The organism is Hydrogenophaga sp. T2, assembly GCF_049843535.1.
In the GTDB taxonomy this organism is placed as follows: domain Bacteria; phylum Pseudomonadota; class Gammaproteobacteria; order Burkholderiales; family Burkholderiaceae_C; genus Hydrogenophaga; species Hydrogenophaga crocea.
The window spans coordinates 437,819-455,337 of record NZ_JBBHZJ010000003.1 but is presented as its reverse complement, the minus strand read 5'-3'; the positions used below and the strand labels follow the sequence as shown (position 1 = coordinate 455,337).

At 71.3% G+C, this 17,519-nt stretch carries 15 protein-coding genes; 4 read left to right on the top strand and 11 right to left on the bottom strand.

Going from position 1 to position 17,519, the window contains the following annotated elements; genetic code table 11:
* Window positions 1-156: 156 nt before the first annotated feature.
* From WDZ95_RS09170 to WDZ95_RS09160, 3 genes are all read left to right on the top strand, one after another.
* Window positions 157-2,307: a TonB-dependent receptor family protein gene (locus tag WDZ95_RS09170; RefSeq protein ID WP_425777907.1), complete on the top strand. Its 2,151-nt coding sequence runs from the start codon at window positions 157-159 to the stop codon at window positions 2,305-2,307.
* A 550-nt stretch (window positions 2,308-2,857) separates the two neighbouring features.
* Window positions 2,858-4,012 (top strand): ABC transporter substrate-binding protein, encoded by a 1,155-nt coding sequence (locus WDZ95_RS09165; protein WP_425777905.1) that lies wholly within the window; start codon window positions 2,858-2,860, stop codon window positions 4,010-4,012.
* Between the two features lie 67 nt (window positions 4,013-4,079).
* The gene (locus tag WDZ95_RS09160; RefSeq protein WP_425777903.1) at window positions 4,080-5,285 is read left to right on the top strand and encodes a sensor histidine kinase; all 1,206 of its coding nucleotides are present in this window, start codon (window positions 4,080-4,082) and stop codon (window positions 5,283-5,285) included.
* Between the two features lie 113 nt (window positions 5,286-5,398).
* On the opposite strand, the gene WDZ95_RS09155 is transcribed toward WDZ95_RS09160, so the two are convergent.
* The 6 genes from WDZ95_RS09155 to WDZ95_RS09130 are packed head-to-tail and all read right to left on the bottom strand — an operon-like array spanning window position 5,399 to window position 12,387.
* On the bottom strand, window positions 5,399-5,797 hold the full coding sequence (locus WDZ95_RS09155; protein ID WP_425777901.1) for a RidA family protein: 399 nt from the start codon (window positions 5,795-5,797) through the stop codon (window positions 5,399-5,401).
* Window positions 5,794-7,401: an AMP-binding protein gene (locus WDZ95_RS09150; RefSeq protein ID WP_425777899.1), complete on the bottom strand. Its 1,608-nt coding sequence runs from the start codon at window positions 7,399-7,401 to the stop codon at window positions 5,794-5,796. The genes WDZ95_RS09155 and WDZ95_RS09150 overlap by 4 nt, the downstream gene beginning before the upstream one ends.
* Window positions 7,398-8,597, bottom strand: a complete 1,200-nt coding sequence (locus WDZ95_RS09145; protein WP_425777897.1) for an acyl-CoA dehydrogenase family protein — start codon at window positions 8,595-8,597, stop codon at window positions 7,398-7,400. Before WDZ95_RS09145 ends, WDZ95_RS09150 begins: the two co-directional genes overlap by 4 nt.
* 12 nt (window positions 8,598-8,609) lie before the next feature.
* Window positions 8,610-9,461 carry an enoyl-CoA hydratase family protein gene (locus WDZ95_RS09140; RefSeq protein ID WP_166227825.1) on the bottom strand — a complete coding sequence of 284 codons (852 nt, stop codon included), beginning with the start codon at window positions 9,459-9,461 and terminating at the stop codon, window positions 8,610-8,612.
* Window positions 9,458-9,964, bottom strand: a complete 507-nt coding sequence (locus WDZ95_RS09135; RefSeq protein ID WP_205710648.1) for a MarR family winged helix-turn-helix transcriptional regulator — start codon at window positions 9,962-9,964, stop codon at window positions 9,458-9,460. The genes WDZ95_RS09140 and WDZ95_RS09135 overlap by 4 nt, the downstream gene beginning before the upstream one ends.
* Window positions 9,961-12,387, bottom strand: coding sequence for a bifunctional salicylyl-CoA 5-hydroxylase/oxidoreductase (locus tag WDZ95_RS09130; protein ID WP_425777894.1), 2,427 nt, complete (start codon window positions 12,385-12,387; stop codon window positions 9,961-9,963). The genes WDZ95_RS09135 and WDZ95_RS09130 overlap by 4 nt, the downstream gene beginning before the upstream one ends.
* 143 nt (window positions 12,388-12,530) lie before the next feature.
* Here WDZ95_RS09130 and WDZ95_RS09125 point away from each other — a divergent pair, with 143 nt between their 5' ends.
* Window positions 12,531-12,857, top strand: a complete 327-nt coding sequence (locus tag WDZ95_RS09125) for a DUF1840 domain-containing protein (RefSeq protein WP_425777892.1) — start codon at window positions 12,531-12,533, stop codon at window positions 12,855-12,857.
* On the opposite strand, the gene WDZ95_RS09120 is transcribed toward WDZ95_RS09125, so the two are convergent.
* The 5 genes from WDZ95_RS09120 to WDZ95_RS09100 form a co-directional block, all read right to left on the bottom strand.
* Window positions 12,854-13,864 carry a tripartite tricarboxylate transporter substrate binding protein gene (locus tag WDZ95_RS09120; RefSeq protein ID WP_287469665.1) on the bottom strand — a complete coding sequence of 337 codons (1,011 nt, stop codon included), beginning with the start codon at window positions 13,862-13,864 and terminating at the stop codon, window positions 12,854-12,856. The genes WDZ95_RS09125 and WDZ95_RS09120 overlap by 4 nt on opposite strands.
* A complete protein-coding gene (locus tag WDZ95_RS09115) occupies window positions 13,861-14,223 on the bottom strand; it encodes a hypothetical protein (protein WP_425777890.1) in 363 nt (120 codons plus the stop codon). The genes WDZ95_RS09120 and WDZ95_RS09115 overlap by 4 nt, the downstream gene beginning before the upstream one ends.
* A 110-nt stretch (window positions 14,224-14,333) precedes the next feature.
* Entirely contained in the window at window positions 14,334-15,317 is a 984-nt protein-coding gene (locus WDZ95_RS09110; RefSeq protein WP_425777888.1) for a tripartite tricarboxylate transporter substrate-binding protein, read from the bottom strand.
* 137 nt (window positions 15,318-15,454) lie between these two features.
* Complete coding sequence (locus tag WDZ95_RS09105) at window positions 15,455-16,702, bottom strand: phenylacetate--CoA ligase family protein (protein ID WP_425777886.1); 1,248 nt, start codon at window positions 16,700-16,702, stop codon at window positions 15,455-15,457.
* Window positions 16,702-17,511: an ABC transporter ATP-binding protein gene (locus WDZ95_RS09100; RefSeq protein ID WP_425777884.1), complete on the bottom strand. Its 810-nt coding sequence runs from the start codon at window positions 17,509-17,511 to the stop codon at window positions 16,702-16,704. The genes WDZ95_RS09105 and WDZ95_RS09100 overlap by 1 nt, the downstream gene beginning before the upstream one ends.
* Between the last annotated feature and the right edge of the window lie 8 nt (window positions 17,512-17,519).

Sequence of the window (17,519 nt, the reverse complement as noted above, 5' to 3'; positions counted from 1 at the left end):
TTATGGGACGCCCCCGCTGGCGCAGGTGTTCCATTGCGTCACACAACAGCCGGGTGGTGCGATGGGGTATTGGCCCGCGGCGCGGGTGGCGCGAGGCTTGCAACCCACAATGCCGCTGCCCCGCAGAGGGCCGAGCATCCGAGGAGACACATGAACATGAATCGCGCCGATCGCGCCTTCGCCCCCCCGCATCCGCTGGCCTGGGGCGCCGCCCTGCTGGCCGCGGCCAGCGCCCACGCCCAGACCGCCAATCCGCCGCCCGTGGCCGACGGCGGCGCCCTGGCCCCCGTGGTCATCACCGGCAGCGGCGAGGCCGAGGCGCGCTGGCGCGGCAGCGCCTCGGTCGACGTGGTCGACGGCCGCGAGCTGCGCGACGGCCGCCTGCAGATCAACCTCTCCGAAGGCCTGGGCCGCGTGCCGGGCCTGGTGATCCGCAACCGCGAGAACTACGCGCAGGACCTGCAGGTCTCGGTGCGCGGCGCGGGCTCGCGCGCCACCTTCGGCGTGCGCGGCGTGCGCCTGTTCGTGGACGGCATTCCCGCGAGCGCGCCCGACGGCTCGGGCCAGGCCGCGAACTTCCCGCTCGGCAGCGCCGACCGCATCGAGGTGGTGCGCGGCCCGTTCGCGTCGCTCTACGGCGCATCGAGCGGCGGCGCGATCCTGCTCTACACCGAAGACGGCCGCCAGCCCACCGAGTGGCGCAGCGGCCTGGCGCTGGCGGGCAATGGCCTGTGGCGCTTGTCCACGCAGCTCACGGGCCAGACCGGCGACGCGCGGTCGCCGGGCTGGTCGTACACGCTCGACACCGGCCGCTTCGAAACCGACGGCCTGCGCCCGCAGTCGGCCGCCAACCGCAGCACCACCAACGCCAAGCTCTCGCGCGCGCACGAGGGTGGCCGCACGGTGCTGGTGTTCAACCGCCAGACCGCGTTCGCGCTCGACCCGCAGGGCCTGGACCGCGCCCAGCTCAACGCCAACCCCGAGCAGACCACGCCGCAGGCGATCGCCTTCAACACGCGCAAGTCGGTGGCGCAGACGCAGTTCGGTATCGCCTGGGACCAGGCCCTGGGCGGCGGCCACAAGATCGAGCTCATGGGCTACGCGGGTCAGCGCCGCGTGGTGCAGTTCCAGTCCATTCCGCCCACGGCGCAGAACCCGGCCACGAGCCCGGGCGCGGTGATCGACCTCGACCGCGACTACTGGGGCTTCAACGCGCGCTGGCGCCTGCAGCGCGAATGGCAGGGCGGCCAGCTCGACCTGAGCGCGGGCCTGGCCGCCGACCGCCAGGACGACCTGCGCCGCGGCTACAACAACTACACCGGGCCCGCGGGCGCGCCCACGGCCATCGGCGTGCAGGGCAACCTGCGGCGCGACGAGACCAACCGCGCCGACACGCTCGACCCCTACCTGCGCGCGGCCTGGGTGCGCGAGGCGCTCACGCTCGAAGGCGGGCTGCGGCACGTGAACGCCGAGTACCGCTCGAGCGACCGCTTCCTGTCGAACGGCAACGACAGCGGCGAGGTCTCGTATTCGCGCACGCTGCCGGTGGTGGGCGCGCGCTGGCAGCTCGCGCCGCAGCTGCAGCTGTTCGGCAGCGTGGGCCAGGGCTTCGAGACGCCCACGCTCAACGAGGCCTCGTACCGCGCCGGTGGTGCGAGCGGCCTGAACACCGCGCTCAACGCGGCGCGCAGCCGCAGCGCCGAACTCGGCCTGCGCGGGCGGCACACGGGGGGCCTGTGGAACGCCACGCTGTTCGACATCCAGACCCGCGACGAGATCGTGGTCGAGAGCAGCTCGGGCGGGCGCACCGTGTTCACCAACGCGGGCCGCACGGCGCGCCGCGGGCTGGAGCTCTCGGCCGAGCAGGCCTTGGGCAGCGAGTGGCTGCTGAGCGGCGCCTACACCTACCTGCGCGCGCGCTACGAGGCCTCGGCCGACGCGCGCTTTCCCGCCGGCAATGCGCTGCCCGGCGTGCCAGCGCAGCAGCTCTACGCGCAGCTCGCGTGGTCGCCGGCCTGGGCGCAGGCGGTGGGCGGTGTGTTCACGCTGGAGGCGCGGCACACGGGCCGCGTCTACGTGAACGACCTCAACACCGACGCCGCCGCCAGCCACACGCTGTTCGCGCTGGGCGCGCGCTTCGAGCAGGTGGTGGGGCCCTGGACCTGGCGCCAGTTCGTGCGCGTGGACAACCTCACCGACCGCCGCCACGTGGGCTCGGTGATCGTCAACGACGGCAACAACCGCTTCTTCGAGCCGGGCGCGGGCCGCACCCTGGCGGCGGGGGTGGAGTTCGTGCGGCGGTTTTGAGTTTTCTTGGGCTTGTTTCTCGGAGGTGCCTCTTCAGGGCCCATGGCGCGGGTGCCCGTGCTCCGGCGTGCTCGCGGGCGACTGCCCGTGGGCGCAGACAGCCCTTCGTCAACGCCGTGATCTGAGCGCACCCTCTGTGGCAACCGCGAATGGCGCCTGCGCACGGGCACCCGCGCCATCGGCCCCATCGAAGGGCAGGCACACCAGCGCTGGCGCGCCCAGGTTGCTTCGGGGCGGGTGATGGGGTTCGCGGGCGCAGGCGCCATTCGCGGTTGCCACAGAGGGCGCGCACCAGCCAAGGTGTTGACGCCGCGGCGCTGGTGTGCCCGGGCCGCCGCCCGCGAGCACGCCGGAGCCCGCGAACCCCATCTCCCGCCCAGCGAGGTCCCCGAGCGAAACCCCCGGACAAGCCAAGGACAAAGAATCGATCAACGGCCGAATGCAGCGCCCGAACGCGCCGCCGCCGCCCCGGTCGCTCGGTAGCATGCAGCGGACTTGATACCCGGGGGAGGAACCCGGGCCTGTACCAGCCCCTGCCAGGAGCGCCCCGATGCCCCGTCTGCCCTTGCGACCCGCTGCCACGGGTCTGTCCCGCCGTGCCTTCACCGCCGCCGGCGCCGCCCTGATCGCCGCGCCCGCGCTGCACGCCCAGAGCAACCGCATCGTGCTCGGCCAGTCGGCCGCCTTCAGCGGCCCGGCCGCCCAGCTCGGCATCCAGTTCAACGCCGGCGCCCAGCTCTACTTCGACCTGCTCAACCAGCAGGGCGGCGTCAACGGCCAGCGCATCGAAATCGTCAAGCTCGACGACGGCTACGAGCCCGACCGCTGCGCCGAGAACACGCGCCAGCTGCTCTCGCGCGGCTGCACCGCGCTGTTCGGCTACATCGGCACGCCCACCAGCCTGGCCGCGCTGCCGCTGGCCACGCAGGCCGGCACGCCCTTCATCGCGCCCTTCACCGGCGCCATGGGCCTGCGCACCCCGTTCAACCGGCTGGCCTTTCACCTGCGTGCTTCGTACAACGACGAGACCGCGCTGATCGTGCGCCAGCTCACCAGCCTGGGCCTCAACGACATCGCGGTGTTCCACCAGAACGACGCCTACGGCAAGGCCGGCCTCGACGGCGTGACGCTGGCCCTGAACCAGCGCAACCTCAAGCCCAAGGCCACCGCCACGGTCGAGCGCAACTCGGTCGACGTGGCACAGGCCGTGGCCACGCTGGTCGCGGCGCAGCCCAAGGCCATCGTGCAGGTGAGCGCCTACGCCTCGTGCGCGGCCTTCATCCGCGAGGCGCGCAAGGCCGGCTATGGCGGCACCTTCTACAACGTGTCTTTCGTGGGCACGCAGGCCCTGGCCGACGCGCTGGGCAAGGACGGCGCGGGCGTGGTGATCTCGCAGGTGGTGCCCAACCCTTTCACCACCACGCGCCCCATCACGCGCGACTTCCTCGACGCCATCGAGCGCGGCGGCAGCAAGGTGCAGCCCAACTTCTCGAGCTTCGAGGGCTACCTGGCCGCGCGCCTGCTCGCCGAGGGCGCGCGCCGCGGCGGCGGCAAGCTCTCGTCGGACGGCCTGGTGAGCGGGCTCGAGGCCATCGGCGACACCAGCTTCGGCGGCTTCCAGATTTCGCTCGGCCCCAACAACCACGTGGCCTCGCGCTTTGCCGAGCTGTCCATGCTCACGGGCGACGGCAAGGTGCGCACCTGAAGCGCTGGCGCGGCGCGCGCGATGCGGGCATGATGCGCGCTGCACACCGCGCGCCCTGTGCCGTTCCATGACGTCTGCAGACCTGCCCGCTTCGCTGAACACCCCCTCGGCCGTCACCACCTGGCCCCCCGTGCCCGGCGAGCGCTCGCCGCTGGCGCTGATCCTGGTCACCGCCGACCGGCACGTTTGCGCGGCCAATGAAACCGCCACGCGCTGGTTCAACCCGCCGCGGCTCATGCTGCCGCTGGCGCGTTTCCTGGGCATTCCCGAGCACGACCCGCGCGGAGAGGCGCTGCAGGCCTTTCTCGACGAGCTCAAGGCCGATCCGCGGCCCGGCGAGCTGCGCCTGAACCTGTTCCGCGCCAACGGCGAGGTGTTCTCGGCCCTGCTCATGGCCACGCCGCTGCGCGACGCCGAAGACAGCCACCTGGGTTTCGACGCCGTGCTGCTCGACCTCTCGCGCTGGCGCGACCGCGAGGCCCTGGTGCCGCGCACCGAGGTCGAGGTGCTGCAGCGCCGCCTGCAGGCGGCCGAGCGCTCGCTGGGCCTGTTGCGCCGCGAGATGGAGGGCTTCTCGCAGATCCTCGGCCACGACCTGCGCGCGCCGCTGCGCCACGTGCTGGCCTACCTGCGCCTGCTGCGCGAGCGCACCGAAGGGCTGGGCGACGCGGCCATCGACGAATACGCCGCGGGCATCCAGCAGGCCTCGAGCCGCCTGGGCGAGATGGTCGAGGCCATGCACGACTACGTGCACCTGTGCCGGGCCCAGCTCGACGTGCAGGACGTGCCGCTCGGGCCGGTGGTGGCCAGCGTGCTGGGCCACCTGCCGGCGCTGCGCGAGCGCGGCGCGGCGCGCGCGCCCATCGACTGGCGCATCGCCCCCGACCTGCCCACCGTGCGCGGCGACCCCATGCTGCTGGCCCAGCTCTGGCGCCACCTGCTCGACAACGCGGTCAAGTTCACGCGCGACGTGGCGCAGCCGGTGGTGCACGTGGGCTGGATGCGCGGCAACGACGGCAGCCTGGTGTTTCACGTCGAGGACAACGGCGTGGGCTTCGACCGCCAGCGCGCCGAGAAGCTGTTCCTGCTGTTCCAGCGCCAGCACCACTCCACCGCGTTCGAGGGCCTGGGCGTGGGCCTGGCCATGAGCCACCGCATCGTGGCGCGCCACGGCGGCTGCCTGAGCTGCGACGCCACGCCCGACGGCGGCTGCCGCGTGCGCTTCACGCTGCCCACCGACGCGGTGGACGGGCCGGGCTTCGACCTTGGTTGAACGCGTGCTGCGCGTGGGGGCGGGTCAGGCCTCCCGCCGGGCCGCCCCAAGGGAGGCCTGCGCCCCCTCGGGGGGCAGCGACGACACGCAGTGCGGAGCGTGGGGGCGAACGCTCAGTCAGGCAGTACGGCCGTGACCTCGATCTCCACCTTGGCGCGCGCCTCGACCAGGCGGCGCACCTCGACGCAGGTCATGGCCGGAAAGTGGCGGCCCATCACCGCGCGGTAGGCCTCGCCGAGCTCGCGCAGGCGCGCGTTGTACTCGTCGCGGTCGAGGATGTACCAGGTCATGCGCACCATGTGCTCGGGGCCGGCGCCCGCGCAGCGCAGCACGTCGTGCACGTTCTGCAGCGCCTGGCGCGTCTGGGCGATGAAGTCGTCGCTCTCGAATTGCTGCTGGCCGTTCCAGCCGATCTGGCCGCCGACGAAGATCTGCGTGCCGCGCGCAGCGATGCCGTTGGCGTAGCCTTTGGCCGCTGCCCAGCCTTCGGGGTGGAGGTGTTGGTTGCTCATGGTGTTTGCTGGCGAAGGGCGAAGCGCTGCAGCTTGCCGGTCTCGGTGCGCGGCAGGCGCTCCACGAACAGCACCTCGCGCGGGTATTTGTAGGGGGCCATGCTGGCCTTGGCGTGGTCCTGCAGCGCCTTCACGAGCGCGGCATCGCCGTTGTGGCCGGGCTTGAGCACCACGTAGGCCACGATCACCTGGCCGCGTTCCTCGTCGGGCCGGCCGACCACGCCGCACTCGGCCACGGCCGGGTGGGCGAGCAGGGCGGATTCGACCTCGGGCCCGGCCACGTTGTAGCCGGCCGTGATGATCATGTCGTCGGTGCGCGCCTGGTAGACGAAGTAGCCGTCGGCGTCGCGCACGAAGGCGTCGCCGGGGTAGTTCCAGCCGTTCTGCACGTACTGCGCCTGGCGCGGCTCGTCGAGGTAGCGGCAGCCCGTGGGGCCGATCACCGCGAGGCGGCCGATCTGGCCGTCGGGCACGGGCTCGCCCTGCTCGTTCACCACGCGCGCGGTGTAGCCCGGCACCACGGTGCCGATGGCGCCGCGCCTGACGGCCTCGGGCGCGGCCGAGATGAAGATGTGGAACATCTCGGTGGCGCCGATGCCGTCGAGCATCTCGATGCCGCTGGCCTGCTTCCAGAGCTGGCGCGTGGCGTCGGGCAGGCCTTCGCCCGCGCTCACGCAGATGCGCAGGCCGCCGATGCCGTGCTGCTGCGCGAACGGCGCCATCTGCCGGTAGAAGGTGGGCGCGGTGTAGCAGATGGTGGCGCCCTTCTCGATGATGAGCCTGACCATGGCTTCGGGCGTGTACGGGATCGAGGGGAAATACACCGAGCAGCCGGCCCACATGGGGAAGATCAGCAGGCCGCCGAGGCCGAAGGTGAAGGCCAGCGGCGGCGAGCCCATCACCACGTCGTCGGGCGTGGCGCGCAGCACGTGGCGCGGCCAGCATTCGCAGGCGGCGAGCACGTCGCGGTGGGTGTGCACGGCGGCCTTGGGCACGCCGGTGGTGCCCGAGGTGAAGGCCAGCAGCGCGATGTCCTCGCCCGCGGTGGGGCAGGGCGCGGCCTGCGCGGGCTGGCCCGCAGCGAGCGCCTCCAGGCCGTCGGCCGCGTCGGTGTTGAAGCGCAGCATCGGCAGGCCGCACTGCGTGGCCTCGAGCTCGGCGGTGAGCGCGGCGTCGCACAGCAGCAGCGCGGGCTGGGCCTTGTCGATGATGGCCTTGAGCTCCTTGGCGCGCAGCAGCGGCATGGTCGCCACCACCACCAGCCCGGCCTGCACCACCGCGAGCCAGGCCAGGGCCATGGCCACGGAATTGCCGCCGCGCAGCAGCACGCGGTTGCCGGGCACCAGGCCGCGCTCGCGCACCAGCAGGTTGGCGATGCGGTTGACCGCCTCGCGCGCCTGGGCGTAGCTGAGGCTGCGCGCGTCGCTGCGCAGGAAGGGGCGTTCGGCGTGGCCGTTGGCGAAGGCGCGGTCGAACAGCGCCTGCACCAGGTTCACCTGCGCGGGAATGGCCTGCAGCTCGGGCGTGTCGAAGCGCAGCTCGGGCCAGGCCTCGCGCGGGGGCAGGCGGTCGTGCACGAAGCGGTCGGTCTGGGCGGAGGTCATGGCTTCAGGGCGGCTTTGCCGAGGATGAGCAACTGCACTTCGCTGGCGCCTTCGTAGATGCGCAGCGAGCGGATGTCGCGGTAGAGGTGTTCGACCACCTCGCCCACGCGCACGCCGCGCCCGCCGAACATCTGCACCGCCATGTCGATCACGCGCTGCGCGTTCTCGGTGGCGGTGAGCTTGGCGGCCGCAGCGGCCGCGGTGTAGGCCGGCGTGCCCGCGCCCTGGGTGGGGCTTTCATCGCGCATCCAGGCGGCGCGGTAGGTGAGCACGGCGGCGGCATCGATCAGCGCGCTCATTTCGCCCAGGCGGGCCTGGGTGAGCTGGAAGTCGGCCAGGTGCTGACCGAACATGCGGCGCTGCTTCGCGTGCGCCACGGCCTCGGCGAAGGCGCGCCGCGCCATGCCCAGCGCGGCCGCGGCCACCGAGGCGCGGAAGATGTCCAGCGTCTGCATGGCGAGCTTGAAGCCGCCGTCGAGCGTGCCCAGCAGCGCGTCGGCGCCCACGCGGCAGCCGTCGAAGCGCAGCGTGGCCAGCGGGTGCGGGGCCATCACGTCGATGTGCGCCGAGCTGTCCAGGCCCGGCGCATCGGCCGGCACCACGAAGGCGCTGATGCCGCGCGCGCCGGCGTCGGCCGTGGTCTTGGCGAAGACCACGTAGAAGTCGGCCAGGCCGCCGTTGCTGATCCAGGTCTTGCTGCCGTCGATGACCCAGCCGCCGTCGACCGCGCGCGCCGAGGTCTGCATGCCGGCCACGTCGGAGCCGGCCTCGGGTTCGCTGAGTGCGAAGGCCGCGATCTGCGCGCCGCTGGCGACCGCGCGCAGGCGCTGCTCGCGCTGCGCCTCGCTGCCCGCGAGCGTGATGCTGCCGCTGCCCAGGCCCTGCATGGCGAACGCGAAGTCGGCCAATGGCGAGTGGAAGGCCAGGGTTTCGCGCAGGACCACGAGCGCGCGCGAGTCGAGTTTGTCGAGCGCGCCGCCGTGCGCCGCGGGCACGCAGTAGCGCAGCCAGCCGGCCGCGCCCAGGCGCGCCACCCAGTCGCGGCAGGCGCGGCGGTCGTCGCGCTCGTCGACCTGCTGCGCCCCGGCCCAGTCAGCCAGGCCCAGCGCGAGCGTGCGGTGGTGTTCGCCGAAGAACGGCAGTTCCCACTGCGACTGCGGCGGGCTCGGGGGGTGGGGGCGATCGAAGGCGACCATGGTGCGTGCTGTTCAGTCGCCTTCGAACACCGGGCGCTGCTTCGCCGCAAAGGCCTCGTAGGCGCGGCGGAAGTCCTGCGTCTGCATGCAGATGGCCTGGGCCTGGGCCTCGGCCTCGATGGCCTGGTCCAGGGTCATGGCCCACTCCTGGTGCAGCATGGTCTTGGTCATGCCGTGCGCGAAGGTCGGGCCCTCGGCCAGCGCCTTCGCGAGCTTGAGCGCGGCGCCGTGCAGCTGCTCGGGCTCGTGCAGCGCGTTGAAGAAGCCCCAGGCGTGGCCCTCGGCGGCGCTCATCGAGCGGCCGGTGAACAGCAGCTCGCTCGCGCGGCCCTGGCCGATCATGCGCGGCAGCAGCGCGCAGGCGCCCATGTCGGCGCCGGCCAGGCCCACACGCGTGAACAGGAAGGCGGTGCTCGCGCGCGGCGTGCCCAGGCGCAGGTCCGCGGCCAGGGCCATCATGGCGCCCGCGCCCGCGCACACGCCGTCGATGGCGGCCACGATGGGCTGCGGGCAGGCGCGCATGGCGCTCACCAGCGCGCCGGTCATGCGCGTGAAGGCCAGCAGCTCGGGCATGCTCATCTTCGTGAGCGGGCCGATGATCTCGTGCACGTCGCCGCCCGAGCAGAAGTTGTCGCCCGCGCCGCTCACGATCACGGCCTTCACGTCGGTGGCGCGCTGCAGGCCGGTGAACCAGTCGCGCAGCTCGGCATAGGAATCGAAGGTGAGCGGGTTCTTGCGCTCGGGCCGGTTGAGCGTGACCGTGGCCACGCCGTCGGCGATGGACAGCGCGAAGTGTTTCGGGGCGGCCGCGGCCGGGCCGTACTGGCCGCGCATGGGGTTGTGGTCGGGGATGGGGTGTTTCATTCGGCGGCGTCGTTGAGGCGGTGGTTGAGGTCGAGCTGGTGCTGCTTGACCTTGCCGAGCAGCTTGTGCAGCTGCTCGAGGTCGCGCGGCGACAGGCCTTCGAAGGCCTCGACGATCCAGTGCTCGTGCTGTTCGGCCATCTGGGCGAAGGCGCGGCGGCCGCGCTCGGTGAGGCGCACGCGGAACACGCGGCGGTCGCCTTCGACGCCGGTGCGCTCGACCAGACCTTCGGCCACGAGCTGATCGGTGATGCCGGTGACGTTGCCGCCCGTGACCATGAGCCGGTGCGACAGCTCCTTCATCTTCAGGCCCTCGGGGTGGCGTTCGAGCTGGGCCATGAGATCGAAGCGCGGCAGCGTGGTGTCGAAGTGCTCGCGCAGGCCGGCGCGCACGCGCTTTTCGATCAGCTGCGAGCAGGTCAGCAGGCGCAGCCACAGGCGCAGCGCGTGCGCGTGCTCGCTGTGGGCGCGCGCTTCGAGGTCGAGGTTTTCAATGTCGTTCACTTGGTGGCCTCTTCCTCCTCGCGCACCGCCTGCTGGCGCGCGATCTCGCGGTAGAGCTGGTCGCGCCCGCTCAGGTAGGGCGCGGGCCAGGTCACGGCGCGGGTTTGCAGCTTGGCGGCTTCGTGCAGCGTCCAGGCCGGGTTGGCCAGGTGCGGGCGCGCCACGGCGCACAGGTCGGCGCGGCCGGCGGCCACGATGCTGTTGGCGTGGTCGGCCTCGCTGATCGCGCCCACCGCCATGGTGAGGATGTCGACCTCGTTGCGGATGCGGTCGGCGAAGGGCGTCTGGTACATGCGGCCGTAGACCGGCTTGGCCGCGCGCGTGGTCTGGCCCGAAGAAACGTCGATCACATCGCAGCCCGCGGCTTTGAACAGGCGCGCGATGGCCACGGCGTCGTCGGGCGTGTTGCCGCCCGGGGCCCAGTCGTGCGCCGAAATGCGCACGCTGAAGGGCTTGTCGGCGGGCCACACGGCGCGCATGGCCGCGAACACCTCGAGCGGGTAGCGGCAGCGGTTCTCGAGCGAGCCGCCGTAGTCGTCGGTGCGCTGGTTGGTGAGCGGGCAGATGAAGGCCGAGAGCAGGTAGCCGTGCGCGCAGTGCAGCTCGAGCCAGTCGAAGCCCGCGGCCGCGGCGCGCCGCGTGGCGGCCACGAAGGCGGCGGTGGTGGCGTCCATGTCGGCGCGGGTCATGGCGCGCGGCACCTGGTTCTGCGGGCCATAGGGCACGGCGCTGGCCGACAGCAGCGGCCAGTTGCCGGCCGGCAGCGGCTCGTCGATCGCGTCCCAGCCGAGCTGGGTCGAGCCCTTGGGGCCGCTGTGGCCGAGCTGGATGCCGATCTTCGCGCCGTCGCCGTGGGCGTGCGCGAAGTCGACGATGCGGCGGAACGCGGCCTCTTGTGCGTCGTTCCACAGGCCGGGGCAGCCCGGGGTGATGCGGCCCTCGGGCGTGGGGCTGGTCATCTCGACCATGACCAGCGCCGCGCCGCCCGCGGCGCGCGCGCCCAGGTGCATCAGGTGCCAGTCGCCCACCACGCCGTCGGCCGCCTTGTACTGCGCCATGGGCGAGACCACGATGCGGTTCTTGAGCGCCACGCCGCGCACCTGCAGCGGCAGCAGCATGGGCGGGGTGGGACGCCGGCGCGGGCGATCCGGCGCCGGGCCGCCCCAAGCCGGATCAGCGCCCTCGGGGGGCAGCGACCCGCGCAGCGGCGGAGCGTGGGGGCCACAGTTCTCGAGCCAGTTCTCGTAGCCTTCCAGCCACTTGGCATCGCGCAGGCGCAGGTTCTCGTGGCTGATGCGCTGGCTGCGCGTGAGCAGCGAATAGGCGAACTGCTCGATCTCCATGCCGGTGTAGCGGTCCACATGCTCGAACCACTCGGTGGAATTGCGCGCGGCGTTCTGGATCTTGAGCACCTCGACGCTGCGGCGCGCCTCGTAGGCCTGCAGCACCGTGGCCACGTCGGCCTCGGGGTGGCGTTCGAACTCGTCCGCGAGATCGATCGCGTCTTCGAGCGCGAGCTTGGTGCCGCTGCCGATGGAGAAGTGCGCGGTGTGCGCCGCGTCGCCCATGAGCACGATGGGCGTGCGCCGGCCCGCGACGTCCTGGTGGTGGACCCAGGTCTTGCAGATCACGCGCGGGAAGCGGATCCAGATCGCCGAGCCGCGCAGGTGGGCGGCGTTGCTGATGAGGCGGTGGCCGTCGAGGTAGGGCGCGAACAGCTTTTCGCAGAAGGCGATGCCGTCTTCCTGGCTCATCTGGTCGAGGCCGTGCGCCTGCCACACGTGCTCGGGCGTTTCCACGATGAAGGTGGAGGTGTCGGCGTCGAACTTGTAGGCGTGGGCCTGAAACCAGCCGTGCTCGGTGGGCACGAAGGCGAAGGTGAAGGCGTCGAAGGTCTTCTTGGTGCCCAGCCACACGAAGCGGCACTGGCGGGTGTCGATGTCGGGCTCGAAGGTGCTGGCGTAGCGCGTGCGGATGCGGCTGTTGAGGCCGTCGCTGGCGATCACGAGATCGGCCTGGTACTGCGCGGCCAGGGCCTGGTCGTCGGTGACGTCGGTCTCGAACACCAGGTTCACGCCCAGCGCCTGGCAGCGCGCCTGCAGGATGTTGAGCAGCCGCTTGCGGCCGATGCCGCAGAAGCCGTGGCCGCCGCTGCGCACGCTGCGGCCCTTGTAGAACACCTCGATGTCGTCCCAGTGGTTGAAGGCGTCACCGATCTCCTGCGCGGTCACCGGGTCGGCCCGGCGCAGGTTGCCCAGGGTCTGGTCCGAGAGCACCACGCCCCAGCCGAAGGTGTCGAAGGGGCGGTTGCGCTCGACCACCGTGACCTCCAGCGACGGCTGGCGCTGCTTCATCAGCGCCGCGAAGTACAGGCCCGCCGGGCCACCACCGATGCACAGGATGCGCTGCAGAGAGGTTTTCATACCTAATTAGTTTAGATTTGAAATATCTCGCCACAACGGGGTAAACCCGTAGCCCGGGGCGCCGCGGTGGCGCCATTCGGCGGAAGGGCGTATCTTTTTGCGACCGCGCCCGTTTCGGCCGCTGGCCTTGGGAGAATCCGTCCATGACCGTGTACCGATTCAAGTCCCGCGAAACGGGCGACCTCGTGATGCTGCGCCCCCACGGCCAGCGGCTGCTCGAAATCATTGGCAAAGACCCGCACAGCCCGGGCGTGCTGCAACCCGAAGAGATCCCGCGCGCGATCGAGCGGCTGCGCGCCGCGGTGGCGGCCGAAGAGGCCGAACAGAAACCTGCGGCCGATGAGGCCGATGGCGACGACGACAAGGCCGCCGAGCGCGCGGCCGTGAGCCTGCGCATGCGCAGCGCCCCCTTCATCGAGATGCTGGAGCGCTGCCTGAAGGCCGGCGTCGAGGTGGTCTGGGGGGTCTAGTCGACCTTCGCGCCCGAGGCCTTGACCACGGCCTCCCACTTCCTGATCTCGGCGTCGATCAGGGCCGCGAACTCGGCCGGCGTGTTGCCGCTGGGGATGGCGCCCTGCGAGAGCAGGCGCTCCTTCACCACCGGCGCGTTGAGCGCCTTGGCGGTTTCCTGCTGCACGCGGTTCACCACCTCGGCCGGCGTGCCCGCGGGCGCGAGCAGGCCGAACCACGAGCTGGCCTCGAAGCCGGGCAGCTTGCCCGCTTCGGCCACGGTGGGCACGTCGGGCAGGGCGGCCGAGCGCACCGCGCTCGTGACCGCGAAGGCCTTGAGGTTGCCGGCCTGGATGTGCGGCATGGCCGAGGGCAGGTTGTCGAACATCACGTCCACCGCGCCCGCGAGCAGGTCGGCCAGCGCCGGACCCGAGCCGCGGTAGGGGATGTGCGTCATGAAGATGCCGTTGCGGGCCTTGAACAGCTCGCCCGCGAGGTGGATGGATGTGCCGTTGCCGCTCGAGGCCATGTTGAGCCGGCCCGGCCGCGCCTTGGCGAAGGCCACGAACTCGGCCACCGAGCCGATGCCGAGCTCTTGCGCGCGCTTGGTGCTCATGACCATCACGTTGGGCACGCCAGCCACCAGCGTGATGGGTGCGAAGTCTTTCTGCGGCTCGTAGGGCAGCTTGCTGTAAAGCGATTTGTTGATGCCGTGCGTGCCCACCGTGCCCATGAGCAGGGTGTAGCCGTCGGCCGGCGACTTGGCCACGAGCTCGGCGCCGATGTTGCCGCCCGCGCCCGCGCGGTTTTCCACCACCACGCTCTGGCCGAGCGCGCGGGTGAGCTCGGGCGCGAGCGTGCGCGCAAGGATGTCGGTGGTGCCGCCGGGCGCGAAGGGCACCACGATGCGAATGGGCCGGCCGGGCCAGGCGCCCTGGGCGAAGGCGGTGGGCAGGGCGCCGGCGGCGGCGAGCGCGAGCAGGTGGCGGCGGTTCAGGCGGTTCTGGCGGTTCGTGTGGGGGCTCATGCGTGTCTCCTTCGCAGTTGTTCGATCTGCCCACGCAGCGCCACACCGGTTTCGATGCCCAGTTCGCGGGCGGCTGCGTTGGCGTGGCTGACCACGCCGTCGGCCAATGTACTGTCGGCCTGGCCGATGCGGGCGCTCGTGTGCGACACCGCGCACGCGGCCAGACCGGCGGCCTGCAGTTCGGCCAGGCCCGCGATGCCGGCCGCGTCCTTGCCCACGCCGGCGTCGTTGAACACCGAGAGCAGCGGCCGTGCCGCGATCGCGTAGCGTGAGGAGCTCAGGCCGCCGTGCGAACCGCTCAAAGCAATGCAGCCCGCGTCGGCGGGCTGCAGCTGGGTGATGGAGTCGATGACCCTCAAAGCAATCACATGCGTCTCCATCGGGGGACACCGAGGAACCGGCTGCGCCGGGCCTCTGGTGTCGTCCCCTGCAAGGGGAAGGCGCAGAGCGCCGCAGGGGTGTGCCTGACTCAGTCGGCGTACTGGCCGGCCGCGTCGATCACCGTCTTGAGCTTGGTGATCTGGTCGGCCACGTACTTCTTGTGGCCTTCCGGCGTCATGCGGCCGTCGGTCACCACGATGGCGCCCAGCTCGTCCTGCTTCTTGATGAAGTCGGCGTCCTTGAGCGACTTCACGAGCGCGTCGTTGAGCGTCTTGAGCACCGGGGCGGGCGTGCCTTTCGGCGCGTACATGCCGTGCCAGATGGTCAGCTCGAAGCCCTTGAGGCCCATCTCCTGCAGCGAGGGGTAGTCCTTGAGCACGGGGTGCTTGCTCAGGGGCTTGGCGGTGGTGACGGCAAAGGCCTTCACACGGCCGCCTTCGATCTGCGAGGTGGTGTTGGTGGTCTGGTCGCACATCACGTCGACCTGGCCGCCGATGAGGTCGTTCATGGCCGGGCCGGTGCCGCGGTAGGCGATGGTGGTCATGGACTTGTCGAGCTTGACCGCGTGCTGCCACATCAGGCCGCACAGGTGCGAGGCCGAGCCCAGGCCGGCGTGCGCGAGGTTGAGCTTGCCGCCGTTGGTGCGGATGTAGGCCTCGAAGTCGCGGTAGGTGTTGGCGTTGAGCTTGTTCGAGCCCAGCAGCGTCATGGGCACGTCGTTGATCATGCCCACGTACTCGAAGTCTTCGAGCGGCTTGTAGGGCAGCTTGCGGTACAGGCCGGCGGTGGCGGCCATGCCGATGTGCCAGACCAGCAGGGTGTGGCCGTCGGGGGCCGCGCGGGCCACCTTGGCCGCGCCGATGGTGCCGCCCGCGCCCGCGGCGTTTTCCACCACGATGTTGGCGTTGGGGATGTACTTGCGCATGGTCTCCGCGAGCTGGCGGGCCACGAGATCGGTCGGGCCGCCGGCGGCGAAGGGCACCACGAAGGTGATCGGCTTGGTCGGGAATGCCTGGGCAAACGCACCGAGCGCAAAGGTGGCGCTCAGGGCAAGCGTGGCGAGCTTCTTCATGAGGAGTCTCCAATGGGAATGCGGGATGGCCGCGGATGGTGCCGGCGAATCCTAGTCCCCGTGTCCCACCGGGAAATCGCGGAAAGTACGTAGCCCGACCCCTGGGGAAACCCCCGAAGGCCGGCCGCTGCCGCGCCTCACTGGTAGCTGCGCGCGTCTTCGATCACCTTGCCGTCATTGGGCAGGCTGCCCGGGGCCAGCAGCTCCACGTCGCTGCGCAGCTTGGTCACGTCGCGCACGGCGTGGGCGATGGCCTCGCGCAGGGCCTCGCCCTGCTCGGTGCTTTCCACGCGCAGGCACATGCGGTCGTTGGCCATCTCGCCGCTGACCACCAGCCGGGCCTTGCGCACCTGCGGGAAGCGGCGCGCCACGTCGGCCACCTGGCCCGGGTGCACGAACATGCCGCGCACCTTGGTGGTCTGGTCGGCCCGGCCCATCCAGCCCTTGATGCGCGGCGCCGTGCGGCCCGTGGGGCAGGCGCCGGGCAGCACGGCCGACAGGTCGCCGGTGCCGAAGCGGATCAGCGGGTAGCCGGGGTTGAGCGTGGTGACCACGAGCTCGCCCACCTCGCCGTCGGGCACGGGCTCGCCGGTGCCGGGGCGCACGATCTCCACGATCACGCCCTCGTCGAGCACCAGGCCTTCGCGGGCCGCGGTTTCGTAGGCCACCAGGCCCAGGTCGGCGGTGGCGTAGGTCTGGTACACGGTGACGCCGCGCTCGGCGAACCAGGCCGTGAGGCTGGGCGGGCAGGCCTCGCCGCCCACACTGGCCTTGCGCAGGCTGCCGATGTCGGCGCCCGTCTCGGCGGCCTTCTCGATCAGGATGCGCAGAAAGCTCGGCGTGCCGGTGTAGGCATCGGGCCGCAGCTCGGCCACGGCCTGCAACTGCTGCTCGGTCTGGCCCGTGCCCGCGGGGAACACGGTGCAGCCCACGGCGTGCGCGCCGGCCTCGAGGATGAAGGCGCCCGGGGTCATGTGGTAGCTGAAGGCGTTGTGCACCAGCTCGCCGGCGCGAAAGCCGGCAGCGAACAGCGCGCGCCCGGTGCGCCAGTAGTCGCGCACCGCGCCCTCGGGTTCGTAGATCGGGCCGGGCGAGGCAAAGATGCGCGACATCTGCGGCCCGCGCACCAGCGCCGAGAAGCCGCCGAAGGCGTCGCGCGCCACCTGGGCGCGCTGGCGTTCGAGCAGCGCGCTCTTGCGCGTGACGGGCAGCTGCGCGAGCGCGGCGCGGCTGTTGACGGCGGCCGCGTCCACACCGTGCAGGATCTCGGCGAAGGCCGGGCTGCTGGCCTGGGCGTGCGCGACCTGCCGCGCCAGCGCGGCCATGTGTTCGGCCTCGCGTTGTGCGGGCGGGCGCGTTTCGAGCGCGTCGAAGTGTTCGTTCATCAGGCCAACCAGCGCTTTCTGCGTTTGTAGCTTTTCACGTCCTTGAAGCTCTTGCGCTCGCCGCCGCCCATGCCGAGGTAGAACTCCTTGACGTCCTCGTTGTTGCGCAGGTCGGCCGCGGCGCCGTCCATCACGATGCGGCCGCTTTCCATGATGTAGCCGTAGTCGGCGTAGCGCAGCGCCATGTTGGTGTTCTGCTCGGCGAGCAGGAAGGTGACCTTCTCTTTCTGGTTGAGGTCCTTCACGATCTCGAACACCTCTTCCACGATCTGCGGCGCGAGACCCATGGAGGGCTCGTCGAGCAGCACCACGTTGGGGTTGGCCATGATCGCGCGGCCGATCGCGCACATCTGCTGCTCGCCGCCGCTGGTGTAGGCGGCCTGGCTGGTGCGGCGCGTCTTCAGGCGCGGGAAGTAGGTGTAGACCTTCTCGAGGTTGCGCGCGACCTCGGCCTTGTCCTTGCGGGTGTACGAACCCGTCATGAGGTTCTCTTCGATGGTCAGGTGCGCGAAGCAGTGGCGGCCTTCCATCACCTGCACCACGCCGCGCTGCACGAGGTCGGCCGGCGAGAGGTTCTCGATGCGCTCGCCGCGCAGCTCGATGCTGCCCTTGGTGACCTCGCCGCGTTCGCCCTTGAGCAGGTTGGAGATGGCGCGCAGCGTGGTGGTCTTGCCCGCGCCGTTGCCGCCCAGGATGGCCGCGATCTGGCCTTCCTGGACCGTGAGCGAGACGCCCTTGAGCACCAGGATCACGTGGTTGTAGATGACCTCGATGCCGTTGACGTTGAGGACGGGGATGGGTTTGCTCATGAACTGTT

Coding starts and splice junctions, on each gene's coding strand:
- WDZ95_RS09100 (WP_425777884.1), bottom strand. CDS start 17,511: ATGAGCAAACCCATCCCCGTCCTCAACGTCAACGGCATCGAGGTCATC.
- WDZ95_RS09160 (WP_425777903.1), top strand. CDS start 4,080: ATGACGTCTGCAGACCTGCCCGCTTCGCTGAACACCCCCTCGGCCGTC.
- WDZ95_RS09110 (WP_425777888.1), bottom strand. CDS start 15,317: ATGAAGAAGCTCGCCACGCTTGCCCTGAGCGCCACCTTTGCGCTCGGT.
- WDZ95_RS09125 (WP_425777892.1), top strand. CDS start 12,531: ATGACCGTGTACCGATTCAAGTCCCGCGAAACGGGCGACCTCGTGATG.
- WDZ95_RS09150 (WP_425777899.1), bottom strand. CDS start 7,401: ATGACCTCCGCCCAGACCGACCGCTTCGTGCACGACCGCCTGCCCCCG.
- WDZ95_RS09120 (WP_287469665.1), bottom strand. CDS start 13,864: ATGAGCCCCCACACGAACCGCCAGAACCGCCTGAACCGCCGCCACCTG.
- WDZ95_RS09140 (WP_166227825.1), bottom strand. CDS start 9,461: ATGAAACACCCCATCCCCGACCACAACCCCATGCGCGGCCAGTACGGC.
- WDZ95_RS09155 (WP_425777901.1), bottom strand. CDS start 5,797: ATGAGCAACCAACACCTCCACCCCGAAGGCTGGGCAGCGGCCAAAGGC.
- WDZ95_RS09165 (WP_425777905.1), top strand. CDS start 2,858: ATGCCCCGTCTGCCCTTGCGACCCGCTGCCACGGGTCTGTCCCGCCGT.
- WDZ95_RS09170 (WP_425777907.1), top strand. CDS start 157: ATGAATCGCGCCGATCGCGCCTTCGCCCCCCCGCATCCGCTGGCCTGG.
- WDZ95_RS09105 (WP_425777886.1), bottom strand. CDS start 16,702: ATGAACGAACACTTCGACGCGCTCGAAACGCGCCCGCCCGCACAACGC.
- WDZ95_RS09130 (WP_425777894.1), bottom strand. CDS start 12,387: ATGAAAACCTCTCTGCAGCGCATCCTGTGCATCGGTGGTGGCCCGGCG.
- WDZ95_RS09145 (WP_425777897.1), bottom strand. CDS start 8,597: ATGGTCGCCTTCGATCGCCCCCACCCCCCGAGCCCGCCGCAGTCGCAG.